The sequence below is a fragment of the Neorhizobium sp. PAMB6630 genome (assembly GCF_058242775.1).
In genome coordinates, this window is the sequence record NZ_CM177836.1 from 2,395,753 (window position 1) to 2,410,318 (window position 14,566).

General features: G+C 61.0%; 13 protein-coding genes. 10 read left to right on the plus strand and 3 right to left on the minus strand.

Annotated features, from left to right (window positions below; all coding sequences use genetic code 11):
- The first annotated feature begins 11 nt into the window (after positions 1 to 11).
- From AC4CWF_RS11415 to rpmG, 4 genes are all read left to right on the plus strand, one after another.
- Positions 12 to 479 carry a DUF983 domain-containing protein gene (locus AC4CWF_RS11415; protein WP_491281786.1) on the plus strand — a complete coding sequence of 156 codons (468 nt, stop codon included), beginning with the start codon at positions 12 to 14 and terminating at the stop codon, positions 477 to 479.
- Positions 476 to 1,183, plus strand: coding sequence for an NUDIX hydrolase (locus tag AC4CWF_RS11420; RefSeq protein WP_491281787.1), 708 nt, complete (start codon positions 476 to 478; stop codon positions 1,181 to 1,183). Before AC4CWF_RS11415 ends, AC4CWF_RS11420 begins: the two co-directional genes overlap by 4 nt.
- Positions 1,184 to 1,215: 32 nt before the next feature.
- Positions 1,216 to 2,400: an MFS transporter gene (locus AC4CWF_RS11425; protein WP_491285364.1), complete on the plus strand. Its 1,185-nt coding sequence runs from the start codon at positions 1,216 to 1,218 to the stop codon at positions 2,398 to 2,400.
- A gap of 93 nt (positions 2,401 to 2,493) precedes the next feature.
- On the plus strand, positions 2,494 to 2,661 hold the full coding sequence (gene rpmG / locus AC4CWF_RS11430) for a 50S ribosomal protein L33 (RefSeq protein ID WP_137133030.1): 168 nt from the start codon (positions 2,494 to 2,496) through the stop codon (positions 2,659 to 2,661).
- Between the two features lie 984 nt (positions 2,662 to 3,645).
- Here the strand turns inward: rpmG and AC4CWF_RS11435 are convergent.
- Positions 3,646 to 5,013 (minus strand): PleD family two-component system response regulator, encoded by a 1,368-nt coding sequence (locus AC4CWF_RS11435; protein WP_491281788.1) that lies wholly within the window; start codon positions 5,011 to 5,013, stop codon positions 3,646 to 3,648.
- A gap of 16 nt (positions 5,014 to 5,029) precedes the next feature.
- Positions 5,030 to 5,401, minus strand: a complete 372-nt coding sequence (locus AC4CWF_RS11440; protein WP_491281789.1) for a response regulator — start codon at positions 5,399 to 5,401, stop codon at positions 5,030 to 5,032.
- Positions 5,402 to 5,528: 127 nt separating this feature from the next.
- Here AC4CWF_RS11440 and AC4CWF_RS11445 point away from each other — a divergent pair, with 127 nt between their 5' ends.
- From AC4CWF_RS11445 to AC4CWF_RS11460, 4 genes are all read left to right on the plus strand, one after another.
- Positions 5,529 to 5,837 (plus strand): DUF3572 domain-containing protein, encoded by a 309-nt coding sequence (locus tag AC4CWF_RS11445; RefSeq protein WP_491281790.1) that lies wholly within the window; start codon positions 5,529 to 5,531, stop codon positions 5,835 to 5,837.
- Entirely contained in the window at positions 5,834 to 6,478 is a 645-nt protein-coding gene (locus tag AC4CWF_RS11450) for a hypothetical protein (RefSeq protein ID WP_491281791.1), read from the plus strand. The genes AC4CWF_RS11445 and AC4CWF_RS11450 overlap by 4 nt, the downstream gene beginning before the upstream one ends.
- 120 nt (positions 6,479 to 6,598) lie before the next feature.
- Entirely contained in the window at positions 6,599 to 7,891 is a 1,293-nt protein-coding gene (locus AC4CWF_RS11455; protein ID WP_491281792.1) for a DNA polymerase IV, read from the plus strand.
- Positions 7,892 to 8,021: 130 nt separating this feature from the next.
- Complete coding sequence (locus AC4CWF_RS11460) at positions 8,022 to 9,317, plus strand: L,D-transpeptidase family protein (RefSeq protein ID WP_491281793.1); 1,296 nt, start codon at positions 8,022 to 8,024, stop codon at positions 9,315 to 9,317.
- Between the two features lie 84 nt (positions 9,318 to 9,401).
- On the opposite strand, the gene dnaE is transcribed toward AC4CWF_RS11460, so the two are convergent.
- Entirely contained in the window at positions 9,402 to 12,908 is a 3,507-nt protein-coding gene (dnaE, locus tag AC4CWF_RS11465) for a DNA polymerase III subunit alpha (RefSeq protein ID WP_491281794.1), read from the minus strand.
- 183 nt (positions 12,909 to 13,091) lie between these two features.
- Here dnaE and AC4CWF_RS11470 point away from each other — a divergent pair, with 183 nt between their 5' ends.
- Together AC4CWF_RS11470 and AC4CWF_RS11475 are read left to right on the plus strand one after the other, a co-directional pair.
- The gene (locus AC4CWF_RS11470; RefSeq protein WP_491281795.1) at positions 13,092 to 13,295 is read left to right on the plus strand and encodes a hypothetical protein; all 204 of its coding nucleotides are present in this window, start codon (positions 13,092 to 13,094) and stop codon (positions 13,293 to 13,295) included.
- A gap of 580 nt (positions 13,296 to 13,875) precedes the next feature.
- Positions 13,876 to 14,484, plus strand: a complete 609-nt coding sequence (locus tag AC4CWF_RS11475) for a DUF2026 family protein (RefSeq protein ID WP_491281796.1) — start codon at positions 13,876 to 13,878, stop codon at positions 14,482 to 14,484.
- Positions 14,485 to 14,566 lie beyond the last annotated feature (82 nt).

The window sequence follows — 14,566 nt, forward strand, 5'->3', positions numbered from 1 at the left end:
GAGACAGCGACATGACAGCCAAGATCGCAGCATCGGGTGAGGACACCAATCCGGTCCGCTATGGGCAGGCCGAAAAGCCCGAGCGTCCGCTTGGCCGCTCCATCTGGCGCGGCCTCTGCTGCACTTGTCCGTCCTGCGGCGAGGGAAAGCTGTTCCGCGGCTTCCTGAAGCCGGTGGACCGCTGCACCGCCTGTGGCGAGGATCTGCACCACCAGCGGTCCGACGACCTGCCGCCCTATCTGGTGATCTTCCTCATCGGCCACGTCACGGTCGGTGGCTTCATGATGACGGATATGGTGTGGCAGTTGTCCATCTGGACACATCTCGCCATCTGGACACCGATCACCATCGCGACGGCGCTTTTATCCATGCAGCCGATCAAGGGCGGCGTCATCGGCCTGCAATGGGCGCTGCGCATGCACGGCTTTGGCGATGAGGATGAAAACTTTGATCCCGGCCGGGGTGGTCCCATCGAATGATCGAGGGCCATGGCCGTCCGCCGACCGGTGGAGAGAAGCCTTTGCGGCAAGTCCCCCTGCGAGGCCTGCGGCCACGCCCCTCCGCATCGCTTATCCTGATCGACCGCGCCAGGCAAAGCCCCCGCATCCTGGTCGGCCGGCGCGGCAGCGGCCATGTCTTTATGCCGGATGTTTATGTGTTTCCAGGCGGTCGACGCGACCCGCGTGATTTCGCCTTGCCTTTTTCAAAGGATCTCGACCCGGCCGTCCTCCAGAAACTGCAGGCGGGATCGTCCGCTCCCGTATCCGCGGCCGGCGCCCGCGCTCTGGCACTCGCCGCCGCACGCGAGCTTTACGAGGAAACCGGACTGACACTCGGTCGCCCTGAGACGGCAGCGGAATACGGCGCCGATCTCTCCAGCCTGCGCTACATCGCCCGCGCTGTCACGCCACCCGGTGCCATCAGGCGCTTCGACAACCGGTTCTTTGCCACATTTATCGATGAAGCTGGTATCGATACCGGCCAGTTGCGGGAAAGCGACGAACTCAGCGACTTCCACTGGCTCGATCTTGACGACTTGCGCGCAGTGAAACTGCCGGAAATCGTCTTCGCCGTGGCCGATGACTTGAAAATATCACTTGAGTCCGGTCGCTGTTTGCCGTTTGGAAGCGATGTCAGCGTATACACTCATCGCAACGGTCAGTTCCTGCGTAGTCGGTTGTAAAAAAAATGGATATTCATACCAAGGATGGCCCTATGCCCGATGTGGCGGGTGGCAGTTGCCGCCACCCCGAAGAGATCCATTGGCCGTCTCTCATCGCCGCGATATCGGCGATCAGTGCCGTCGGCATTGCCATCGGTCTTGGCCTGCCGCTGCTCAGCGTCATCCTGGAAAAGCGCGGCATCTCTTCCACGCTGATCGGGCTGAATTCAGCCATGGCCGGCGTCGCGGCGATGATTGCCGCCCCGATCACCACCCGGCTTGCCCATGAATTCGGCGTTGCCCGCACCATGCTGTGGGCCGTGGTACTGTCTGCCATCAGCGCGCTCGGCTTCTATTATGCCACCGATTTCTGGATGTGGTTTCCGCTGCGCCTCGTCTTCCATGGCGCGACCACCACGCTGTTCATCCTGTCGGAATTCTGGATTAATGCGGCGGCACCGCCAAAACGGCGCGGTCTGGTGCTCGGCATCTATGCAACCGTGCTTGCCATCGGCTTTGCCATGGGGCCGCTCATATTTTCGGCCATCGGCAGCGAGGGCGTGCTGCCCTTTGTCATCGGCGCCTGCGCCATCATGCTCGCCTTCGTGCCGATCTATATTGCCCGCGCCGAAAGCCCTGACCTGGACGAAAAACCGCAGAAGCATTTTCTGCGCTACGTCTATCTGGTGCCGACGGCGACCGCGGCCGTTTTCGTCTTTGGCGCGGTGGAGGCCGGCGGCCTGTCGCTGTTTCCGGTCTATGCCAACCGTTCCGGCCTTCCCGAATCGAGCGCTGCACTTTTGCTGACGGTGATGGGGATCGGCAACATGGTCTTCCAAATCCCCTTCGGCATGATTTCCGACCGGCTGAAGGACCGCCGCCCCATGCTGTTCCTGATGGCGCTGACGGGGCTTGCAGGGGCCCTGGCGCTGCCCTCGCTGATGGGCAACTGGTGGCTGATGGCGGGCCTGCTGCTCGTCTGGGGCGGCTGTGTGTCCGGCCTCTATACGGTCGGCCTTGCGCATCTGGGCTCGCGACTCACCGGGGCTGACCTTGCAGCCGCCAATGCGGCCTTCGTTTTCTGTTATGCCATCGGCACGGTTGCCGGCCCGCAAGCCATTGGCGCTGCCATCGATATCAGCGGAAATGACGGCTTTGCCTGGGCCTTGGCCGGCTTCTTTGCCCTTTATGTGCTGATATCCATCGGCCGAATGGTTTTCGGACGAGATCAGGCTTGACTTTTCGGGCGCGATTTGTAGTTTCGCGCCAGATTTGGCCGTGGACCGCGTGAGGCGTCCGCGGCATGATTTTTATTTAGAGGCAGGAAGACCATGGCGAAAGCTACGACCATCAAGATCAAGCTGCTGTCGACGGCCGATACCGGTTTCTTCTACGTCACGACGAAGAACAGCCGTACGATGACCGACAAGATGACCAAGACCAAGTACGACCCGATCGCACGCAAGCACGTCGACTTCAAGGAAACCAAGATCAAGTAACTCTGATCTTTTCCTTTTATCAAAAGGCGCGGCGCCCCTGGCCCCGCGCCTTTTTTCATGCGCGCCCTTGCCCGATCATGCCCTGTTCGGAGCGTTTCACAGGCATGACCAGACCGGAGACGACGACAGCCGCCGGACCGGACCTCCCCTCGCCCAAATCTTTCATGAACTGCCGCAGCCAATGCGCAGACGCCCGGTTCAGGGTGGACGGCACCGGCCGCCGATAGGTTCGCGGCCCAGAGGGCATGGAGCTGCCTTGCAGGCGCTCTGGCGGGCCACAGGCGTGGCTGAACGCGCCGTGCCGGCGCTGCCTCTCCCGGCCCAACCTCCGGCCATTGCCACAACCCGGCATCACGCCGGCTTCGCCCATGCCTGCCTCCCGACGAGGCAGAGGCTGCCTATCGCATGCGCACATCGGTGGTGGTGCCCCGCTTAACGTGGGCATACCGTTTTATCATTCACAGGGGAGAGGTTTAGGGGGTCGGTCGGCGCGCAAAGCGGCACGAGGAACCGCGTGATATGCGAACCGACCGACCGACCCCACGACCCAGGAGATGCGGCGGACCTGAGCATCATGGGGTATCTGAGTTCCCGCACCCCTCGAAAGGAGGCAGAAACAATCTGGCATGTGCTAAACTTGCCTAGTTCAGAAATAAAATCAACCTATTCTTAACCAGCCAGCGGTTTTCCACATGACATGGTTAAAAACAACCAGGCCATTGCTATATGCGCAGACAATATCAGTAAGTAATTTCTTGCCGGTTCTTGACGCGTTCGGCACCGGTCAAAGTTCATCCATGGCTGGGAAAAGTGCTGGAAAGCAAGCTTTGCAACTCACAAGCGTTGAACGAAGGTATTCAAAAAACAGAATAATGCATGCGAGCGCGGAAACCTGTCTACCTTGCATATTTTAGTTTGACATAACCTGATGCACAATATTTTGGCCTTCTCGACGGCAGTCCTGCCGGATATTGAGGCGAATCACTACGCTGCGGCGGCAACCACGCGATTGCGCCCACCGGTCTTGGCTGCATACAGCGCGCGGTCGGCCTGTTTCAGCAATTGCTCGGGCGTCTCGATGCCTTGCATATTGGTGGAAATGCCGAGCGAGGCGGTTATGGCAAGGCGCAGGCCGGAGCGCTCCAGCACGAAAGGTTCGTTTTCGATACTGGCGCGCAACCGCTCTGCAATCGCTGCCGCAGACGTCGCATCCGTATCCGGCATCACCACGACAAACTCCTCGCCGCCGTAGCGACAGGCAAGGTCAGCCCCACGCACCGTGGAGCGGACGCGCCGCGCAAACTCGCGCAGCACCTCATCGCCCACATCATGGCCATAACTGTCATTCACCTGCTTGAAGCGATCGATATCGGTCATGCAGACCGAAAGCGCCCTGCCGCGCGCTGCGGCCCGGGTAAACAGCACCTTCAACTGGTTGTCGAGGTAACGGCGGTTGTTGAGGCCGGTCAGGCCGTCGGTCACGGCCAGCTCGATCGTCTGGCGCACATTGGCGCGCAGACGGTCATTATAACGCTTGCGCTTGATCTGCGTCAGCGTGCGGGCCACCAGTTCATTGGGATCGATCGGACGCACGATGTAATCGTTAACGCCGAGATCGAGCGCCCGCACGATCACGTCCTCATCGCCAAGCTCCGTCACCAGCAGCAGCGGCAGGAAGCGGGTGCGCTCCAGAAGACGCAGCTGCGCGCAGAGCCGCAGCGGATCATAATCGTCGCCGGTGCCGTTGATGATCACCATGTCGACGGGGTTTTCCGCTGCTTCAAAGAGCGCCGCCTGCGGATCGGACATGGCGATGACCTCTGCCACGGGCTTCAGTGCCCTGACGATGCGCTCCTGCGAGCTTGCGCGGCTATCGACCAGCAGTACCTGTCCCGGCCCTTCCATCGCATCCAGCCGCAGCGGCTCGTCCATGCCCATGGTACGCGCGGTTTCGGCACGCAGACGCAACTCGTCGCCCAGTGTCTTCAGCCGCACCAGGCTCTTGACCCGCGAGATCAGTTGCAGGTCGTTCACGGGTTTGGTCAGAAAATCGTCGGCACCGGCTTTAAGGCCGCGCACGCGGTCTGCCGGCTGGTCGAGTGCCGTCACCATCACGACAGGGATATGGGCGGTGCGCGGATCGGTCTTCAGCCGCTCGCAGACCTCAAAGCCGTTCATGCCAGGCATCATCACATCAAGCAGAATGATGTCCACATGGGTTTTCTGCACGATATCGAGCGCCTTGAAGCCGTCCTCAGCCGTCAGCACGTCGAAATATTCGGCAAGCAGCCTGGCTTCCAGCAGCTTCACGTTTGCCGGAATGTCATCAACCACCAGGATCCGTGCCGTCATCTGTCAAAAGTCCCGTTCAGGCGTCGCCCAGATATGTCTTGATGGTCTCTATAAATTTCGGCACGGAAATCGGCTTGGAGACATAGGCCTCGCAGCCGCCCTGGCGAATGCGCTCCTCATCTCCCTTCATGGCAAAGGCGGTGACGGCAATGACCGGAATGACGTGCAGTTCGTCGTCTTCCTTCAGCCACTTCGTCACCTCCAGCCCCGACACTTCCGGCAGCTGGATATCCATGAGGATCAGATCCGGCCGATACTTTCGAGCCAGATCCAGCGCTTCCATGCCATTGCGCGTCTGGATCGTCGTATAGCCAGAGGCTTCGATCAGATCGCGGAAGAGCTTCATGTTCAGCTCATTGTCTTCGACAATCATGACCCTTTTGGGCATAACATCATCCCTATCCAGCCTTGCAAGCTTCACCTTGAGATATAAGCTCGCATCATGGCCGATTCCATTCATTCGGCAGGATGGAGACTAAAGCCATTTGGTTGAAGAAAAGGTAATTTATAAACATATGCGCCTCGACACGGGAAAAACATCGGCATTGCCCAAGCCGGAGGAAACGGCCGCTGCCGTTCTTCAATGGCTGGCGGAGGAGCCGGACATGTTCGGCCGCTTTCTGGCGCTCTCCGGCCTGCAGGTGGACCAGCTGCGCGATGCCATCGGCGATCCCGGTTTTCTGGCCGGCATGATCGATTTCATCATGGCGCATGAACCGACGCTTCTTGCCTTTTGCGAAGCACGCCAGTGGAAGCCGGACGCGGTGGTGGCCGCCTGGCATCACTATTCCGGACCGGGCCTTGCCTCGGGAGATTACGAGTGAGCGAGATTGTGGACCTCGATCATGTGCGTCTCACCGACCGGCCGCTGGCCGTCTGCGACGTGGACGATGTGGTGCTGGAATTCCTCACCCCGTTTGAAAGCTACCTGACGAGCCTCGGGCACCGGCTGGTGCCGCGCTCCTACCGGCTGCACGGCAACATCGTCTCGGCGCGTGACGAGGCACCGGTCGAGGATGCGCTGGTGAGCAAGCTGATCCTCGATTTCTTCGAGGCGCAGGAGACCTGGCAGGTTCCGTTCGGCGATGCCGTCTCGGCGCTCAACCGCATCGGCGAGACAGCCGATGTGGTGTTTCTGACCGCCATGCCGCCGCGTTACACGCAGATGCGCCGCCGCCTGCTCGACCGGCTGGATCTCACCTTTCCGCTGCTCGCCACCGAAAGCCCGAAAGGCCCGGTTATCGAGCGCCTGCATGGCAACCGCACCCTGCCCGTCGCCTTCATCGATGACATGGCGCATAACCACGTGTCGGTCGCAGACAGCGTTCCCGAATGCCTGCTCGTCCACCTGATGCCCGCAAGCGAGATGCATCGCCACGCGCCAAAACCCGGCCCGCATGTGGTGCAGGCCAGCGACTGGGCCGACGCCGAGGGCCATATTCTTCGACATTTTCAGACCGCCTGAGCGACCAGATCGGATTCAGTTGCCGCCATCCACAGGCCTGTCGCTAAACGTCCTCTGGCAGTGCTTGTGCGCGGGGCTTGCCACACGTATGGTGCAGATGTTCAACATTTGTTCCCGGCCATGACCCAACCTGCTGCCCATGATACCGGCTTCTGCCGCGACTGCCTGACCGGCCAGCCGGCCGGCAACCGGCGTTGCCACGCCTGCGGCAGCCCGCGCCTTGTCTACCATCCGGAACTCTACGACCTGACGCTGGCCCATATCGATTGCGATGCCTTCTACGCCTCCGTGGAAAAGCGCGACAATCCTGATCTCGCCGACAAGCCTGTGATCATCGGCGGCGGCAAGCGTGGCGTGGTGTCGACCGCCTGCTACATTGCCCGCGTCAGCGGCGTGCGCTCGGCCATGCCAATGTTCAAGGCGCTGGAGGCCTGTCCCGATGCGGTGGTCATTCCGCCCAACATGGAAAAATACGGCAAGGTGGGCCGCGAGGTGCGCACGCTGTTTCAGGAGTTGACGCCGCTGGTGCAGCCGATTTCCATCGATGAGGCATTCCTCGATCTCTCCGGCACGGAACGCCTGCACCACGATCCACCGGCGCGCATTCTGGCAAGGCTTGCCCGGCGGGTGGAACAGGAAATCGGAATCACGCTGTCGGTCGGCCTCTCCTACTGCAAGTTCCTCGCCAAGGTCGCCTCCGACCTCAACAAGCCGCGCGGCTTTTCGGTGATCGGACAGGCGGAGGCCGTGGCCTTTCTTGCACCTCGCCCCGTCACCGCCATCTGGGGCGTCGGACGCGCACTTGCCACCACGCTGGAGGCCGATGGCATCCGCACGATCGGGCAATTGCAGGTAATGCAGGAGGCCGACCTGATGCGCCGGTATGGCGCCATGGGCCAGCGGTTGTCGCGCCTCTCGCGCGGCATCGACGAGCGCACCGTGCATGCCAATGAAGCCGCAAAAAGCGTTTCCGCCGAAACCACCTTCTTCGAGGATATCTCGCGCTTCGAGGATCTGGTGCCGATCCTGCGCCGTCTCTCCGAAAAGGTGTCGGCGCGGCTGAAACATCAGGAGATCGCCGGCCAGACCGTGGTGCTGAAGCTGAAGACCGCCGACTTCAAGAGCCGCACCCGCAACCGCCGGCTTGAAGACCCGACGCAGCTCGCCGACCGGATCTTTCGCACCGGCCTCAACCTTCTGGAAAAGGAAACCGACGGCGCGAAATTCCGCCTGATCGGCATCGGCGTGACAGACCTCAGCGACCCCACGCGGGCCGATCCGCCAGACCTTGTCGATGAACAGGCGGGACGACGGGCAGCGGCGGAAGCGGCGATGGACAAGCTGCGCCAAAAGTTCGGCAAGACCGCCGTCGAGACGGGTTACACATTTGGCGCCGTGCGTCCAAAACGCTGATGGCGTGTTCCATCACCGCAACGTGATGACAGCGTCCACACTCCAGCCAAACGACCGCCGGCTTTTCTAAAACTTCGTTAAACTTGTCTGCATAGGCTGCTTCTCTGTTTACTGCGTAAAGAGGTTTGCCATGTTGAGATCCGCCGCAATCGCGCTTGTGCTGATGTCAGGGGCGGCCCTTCCGGCAGTGGCGGCCGACGAGGCCCGCACGTTGCAGATCATCGTCTCCACCGACAGCCAGCGCCTGACGGTTTATGATGGCGACATGATCGTCGCGACCTCGAAAGTATCCACCGGCAAGCCGGGGCACGACACGCCAACGGGCATTTTTTCCGTGCTCGAAAAACGCAAGTACCACGAATCCAACATCTATTCGGCAGCCCCGATGCCGTGGATGCAGCGGCTGACCTGGTCGGGCATTGCGCTCCACGAATCAAACAGCGTGCCGAACTACCCCGCATCGCACGGCTGTGTGCGGATGCCGGCGGAGTTTGCCCGCACGCTTTACCGCATGACGAGCCGCGGCGTGCATGTGATCATCAACGACACAGCCGTTGCGCCGCAGCCGGTCAGCCACCCCGCGCTGTTTTCTCCGCTTGCCGAGCAGCCACCGCGCGAACTCCTGTCCGACGTTCCGCTGCGCCCATCCGCATCCCACGGCGCTGCAGGCGAGGTTCAGGTGGCCATGGCCATGCCGCCCGCCCCGGTCTCCGGCACCGCGCCGGGGAACACCGACAAGAGCGGCAATCCGCCTAGGACCGGCAAAGCCCCGCAGGCGGCCACAGACAGCGAACCGGCGCCTTTGCGCATTCTCATCACCCGCCGCGACCAGAAGGATACCGTGCGCGATGTGCAGGACATGCTGACCGAACTCGGCTTTGACGCCGGCACGGCCGACGGCATCATGGGGAGGACGACGCGCAGCGCGCTTGCCGGGTTCAAGCGCTGGAAGGCACTGCCGGCCAAGGGGCCGCAGTTGACGCCCGACCTGCTTTCCGCCCTCTATGCCTCTTCCGGCCGCACCCCGCCGCCGGCCGGCCAGATTCTCGTTCGACAGGGTTTTGAAGACATTCTCACCGAACCGGTGGCTTTCAAGGAACCCGAAAAGGCGCTCGGCACGCATTTCCTCAGCGTGATCGGCATCGACAGGGACAAAGGCGATGCACAGTGGCGCGGCCTTTCGCTGCCAAACGATCTCTCCGAAGCGGACCGCAAGCGGCTCGGTATCACGCAAGGTACCGTTGAGGGGCCGAACGCCTTGAACGCCGTGCTCGACCGGATCAGCATTCCCGAGGACGTGCGGATGAAAATCAGCACGACGATGTCGACCGGGACGTCGCTGACGATCACCGATACCGGTACCGGCCTTGAGACGACCGCCGGCACCGATTTCATTACCCTGACCCATCGCGGCCCCCGCGCCTGACGAGAGGCCACTCAAGGCGTCGACAGGGACTGCCAGACCGATCAAGCCATCAGCCAGACCAGGCAAGGCGCCGGGCAACGAGCATCAGACCAGTTCGACATCCAGCACGCCGGGGGCGGCGCGAAGCGCTGCGGCAATTTCCGGCGAGATGCGGTATTTTTCCGTCAGTTCCACCTCGATCTCGCGCCGGCCGTCATCCTTGATGACGACAAAGGAGACAAGGCCATCGCCGCGGGCGTTAAGATGACGGGCGACGGTTTTAAGCGGACCGGAATCGCGCACATAAACCCGCAGCGCCTTCTGCATCTGCACCGACTTTTCCTCCAGCGATTGCGCTGTCTGGATGCGAAGGCCGATGCCTTCCGGCCGCTCGTCGGCCTGCACGGTGATGACAAGCGATTTGCCGGGCTCCAGCAGGTCGCGGTACTGGGCAAGCGCTTCGGAAAACAGCACCGCCTCGAACTGACCGGTGGCATCGGAAAAGGTGACGATGCCCATCTTGTTGCCGGTGCGCGTCTTGCGTTCCTGTTTACCCGTCACCGTGCCGGCAAGGCGTCCGGCATTGGCGCCGGCTTTGACGGCGGCGGAAAACTCGGCAAAGTTCTGCACCCGCATCTTCGCCAGCACATCCTTGTAGCTGTCGAGCGGATGGGCCGAGAGATAAAAGCCGAGCACCTGATATTCGCGCATCAGCATTTCCGACGGGAGCCACGGATTAAAGGCCGGCAGGCTGAGGCGCTCCGGCGAGGCGCTGCCGCCACCGGAACCGAACATGTCCGACTGACCGCTCGTCTTGTTTTCCGCCGCCCGCTGCGCATAACCCATGATGCGCTCCAGCCCGCCGATCAGTTCGGCGCGGTCGCGGCGGAAACAATCGAAGGCGCCGGCTGAAATCAGGCTTTCCAGCACACGGCGGTTGACCTGTTTCGGATCGATGCGCAGGCAGAAATCCTCAATGCTCTCAAAAGGTTTTTCGCCGCGCACGGCAACGATGTGTTCCACCGCCGATTCGCCGACGCCCTTGATGGCGTTCAGCGAATAGAAGATGCAGGCATCGCCGGTTTCGAACATGCGAAACGAGGTCTGGATGGACGGCGGCACGACCTTGATGCCGAGGCGCCCGGCATCCTGACGGAAATCGTTGAGCTTTTCGGTGTTGGCCATATCGTAGGTCATCGACGCCGCCAGAAACTCGACGGGATAATGCGCCTTCATATAGGCCGTCTGATAGGAGACGATGGCGTAGGCGGCGGCGTGTGACTTGTTGAAGCCGTAATTGGCGAACTTTGCCAGAAGCTCGAAAATGTTCTTGGCCTGCGGCTTCGACACGCCGTTCTTCACGGCGCCGTCGATGAAGCGCTCGCTCTGCTGGTCCATCTCCGCCTTGATCTTCTTGCCCATGGCGCGGCGCAGAAGGTCGGCTTCGCCGAGCGAATAACCGGAAAGAACCTGGGCGATCTGCATCACCTGTTCCTGGTAAACGATAACGCCCTGCGTTTCCTTCAAGAGATAATCGATCGTCGGGTGGACAGATTCGATCTCTTCCTCGCCGTGCTTTCGGGCATTGTAGGTGGGGATATTCTCCATCGGTCCGGGGCGATAGAGCGCCACGAGCGCAATGATATCCTCGATACAGTCAGGCTTCATGCCGATGAGGGCTTTTCGCATGCCCGCACTTTCCACCTGGAACACGCCGACCGTTTCGCCGCGCGACAGCATCTCATAAGTCTTGGTGTCATCGAGCGGGATGGTGGCGAGATCGACATGGATGTTGCGCTTGGCCACGAAATCCACCGCCGTCTTCAAGACGGTCAGCGTCTTTAGGCCGAGAAAGTCGAACTTGACGAGGCCGGCCTGCTCGACCCATTTCATGTTGAACTGGGTGACCGGCATGTCCGAGCGCGGATCGCGGTACATCGGCACAAGCTTCGACAGCGGCCTGTCGCCGATCACGATGCCGGCGGCGTGGGTGGAGGCGTGGCGATAAAGCCCCTCGATCTTCTGGGCGATATCGAGAAGGCGCGCGACAACAGGCTCCTTGTCGGCCTCTTCCTGAAGTTTCGGTTCTTCCTCGATGGCTTTTGACAGCGGCGTTGGTGCGGCCGGATTGTTGGGCACGAGCTTGCAGATCTTGTCGACCTGACCATAGGGCATTTCGAGCACGCGGCCAACGTCGCGCAGCGCTGCACGGGCCTGCAGCGATCCAAACGTGATGATCTGCGCCACCTGCTCGCGGCCGTATTTCTGCTGCACGTAGCGGATCACCTCTTCGCGGCGATCCTGGCAGAAGTCGATATCGAAGTCGGGCATCGACACACGTTCCGGGTTAAGGAAGCGTTCGAAGAGAAGCGAGAAACGCAAGGGATCGACGTCGGTGATGGTGAGCGCATAGGCGACCAGCGAGCCCGCACCCGAACCACGGCCGGGGCCGACGGGGATGTCGTGCTGTTTTGCCCATTTGATGAAGTCGGCAACGATCAGGAAGTAACCGGGGAACTTCATGCGTTCGATGACGGACAGCTCGAAATCCAGCCGTTCGCGGTACTGTTCCTCAGTATAACCCGGCGCCATGCCGAGTGCCTTCAGACGGTTTTCCAGACCCTCGATGGACTGGCGGCGCAGTTCCGACGATTCGGCGCGTTCTGCCTCTTCGGCATCGTCGGTGGCGCCGGTGAAGCGCGGCAGGATCGGCTTTCGTGTCTTCAGCACGAAGGTGCAGCGGCGGGCGATCTCGATGGTGTTATCAAGCGCTTCCGGCAGGTCGGCAAACAGCTTTGCCATCTCGGCGCGGCTTTTCAGGTAATGATCCGGCGTCAGGCGAAAGCGGGTGTCATCGGAAACGATGGCATTGTGGGCCACCGCCATCAGCGCGTCATGGGCATCGTAATCGGACTTGGCCGGGAAGAAGGCCTCGTTGGTGGCAACGATCGGCAGGTCATGGGCGTAAGCGAGATCGAGCAGCTTGCGCTCATGGCGGCGGTCGTAATTGCCGTGGCGCTGCAGCTCGACATAAAGCCGGTCGGTAAAAACGCCGCGAAGCCGCAGCAGACGCTGTTCTGCCTGCGCCGTATGGCCATCCTTCAACAGCGGGTCGATAGGACCTGAGCTGAAGCCGGTGAGCGCGATGATGCCGTCCGCACCGCCCTCCTCCAGCCATGACATGCGGATATGCACCGCCTGATTGCCACCTTCACCGCTCAAATAAGCGCGGCTGACGAGATCCACGAGCCGCTCGTAACCCACGGCATTGGCCGCAAGCAGGACCAGCGACGGCAGCTTGACGAGGCCGTGGTTCGGGCCGCCGCGCTTTTCATCGCCCTGGTCTTCCATGTCGATGGAGACCTGACAGCCGATGATCGGCTGGATGCCGTCTCCAACCGCCTTTTCAGAAAACTCGAGCGCGACGAAGAGATTGTTGGTGTCGGTAATGGCAATCGCCGGCTGGCTGTCAGAGGTTGCTTTGCCGAGGATCTTTTTGAGCGGCAGCGCGCCCTCGAGAAGCGAGAAGGCCGAATGCACGCGCAGATGCACGAAGTGTGGCGTTGTTTCCGCCTGCCCGCCCGTTTCCGTCATTGCGCCCAAGTCCGCCATGTCTTGCCGTCTCACATTTCTGAATCGGCGTGATTGTCGGGCGGTGGCGTCAAAGAGTCCAGCAAAGCTTCAGACCATCAACGGAAAACGGCTTCTGGTCACATCGCCATGACGAGAATACCGAGGCTTGCGACAAAGGTCATGATGGAGGCGAAGGCTGCGACATCGCGAAGGAAATCAGTCATGAAACATTCTCCTTTTCCGTTATGTTTTCTATTTGTTCTTATTTTGTTTTCGTTGTCAACAGCATTTTGTAAACAAGCGAAACGCGATATTTCAAAGAGGTATCAGCTTTTACGGGTGCCGCCTGATGCCAGCCTTCGCAGCGACCGGCAGGCGGACAACGGGTTTTGTCCGGGCGGCGTGAACGCTCCCGGTTTTGGATGACAGATGGACCGGACGCTGAAAGCTGCCGGATTGGGGGTAGAATTTTATGACACCTTTCAGCGCCCTGTTCGGCGGTTTTTGCGCGCGCGTGGGGTCCCTCTGCCTGACGGAAGTTTTTTAGGTTTTTGCCATCGCCGCACTCCCAAAAGCCGGGAGCGAACAGCGTGCGATGAAACCCAAAAACCTCCCGCCCCCTGTGTGCCGCACAGGCACGCCCGGCGCGCTTGCTGGGAGATGAAACGGCAAAACCTGTCCGGGGCCTGCCATTTCCCCCTTGTCGCCGGAGGGAGACCAATTTCCGCGAACCCGATGCATGAGGTTTTGCGTCGCCCCCTCATGCCCCGCGCCGGCCCCGCATCGCCAGAACGCCTTCTGGTGTATCCGCTGCGAGACGGGGCTATTGTAGGCCGGGCTTTGTGGGGTGGGGATGGGAAAAATCCAACCCGTTGATTTCATGGAGACAGGGTTCTCGGATATCCCCGCCTTGCCCGGCGGCAGACAGAAACCACCGTTTACATCCCGGCCCACCTCGCCTACTGCAAGGGCCGATAAAAACCGCAACAGGCGAGCCCCGAAAAACATGTTGATCAAGCAGAGCGACTACCAGCGGATCTACCGCGTCATCAACAGCCTGCTGATCAACGAGAACGCCGATCCATCCACCGCCGCCATGTATTTTTCCACCTTCGGGGCCTTTATCCTGAAGCAGCATTTTGGCGTCAGCGCCACGCCGAAGGGCGGACTTGCCGCCTATAATCTGGGGGGCACGGTGGTGCTGTTTGCCGATCACCGCGAGGATGGGTTCGTGACCGGCGCCGGCGAGAACTTTCACTGCTGGGTGGAGGCCGACGGCTGGGCCATCGACTTCATGGCGCCGGCCTTTTCGGAACGGGCCGCAGGTTTGGCCGTGCCGTCAAAAATGTTCCAGAAGCCACTTGCCGCCATGGCCGGCTCGATCAACGATCTCAGCCAATCGGGCGATTTCTTCTATCAGTCGGAACCGCAGGCGACGGCCGCCCGCTTTGCCACCTGGCGCAACCAGGCAATGATCGGCGATCTCGCAACCGTTGCGGCACAATGGTTCCGCAAATCGCCGAAGCAGATGCAGGCGGCGCTTTCCGTGAGTGACCGGAGTGGAGCGAAGCGGAGCATTCCGCTGGTGGGGAATGGGTTGTCCGGGACCTGGTGAGATTGGATATTGATTAAGGCCCTCTCTGCCCTGCCGGGCATCTCCCCCACAAGGGGGGAGACCGCAGAGCGGTTGATTACAG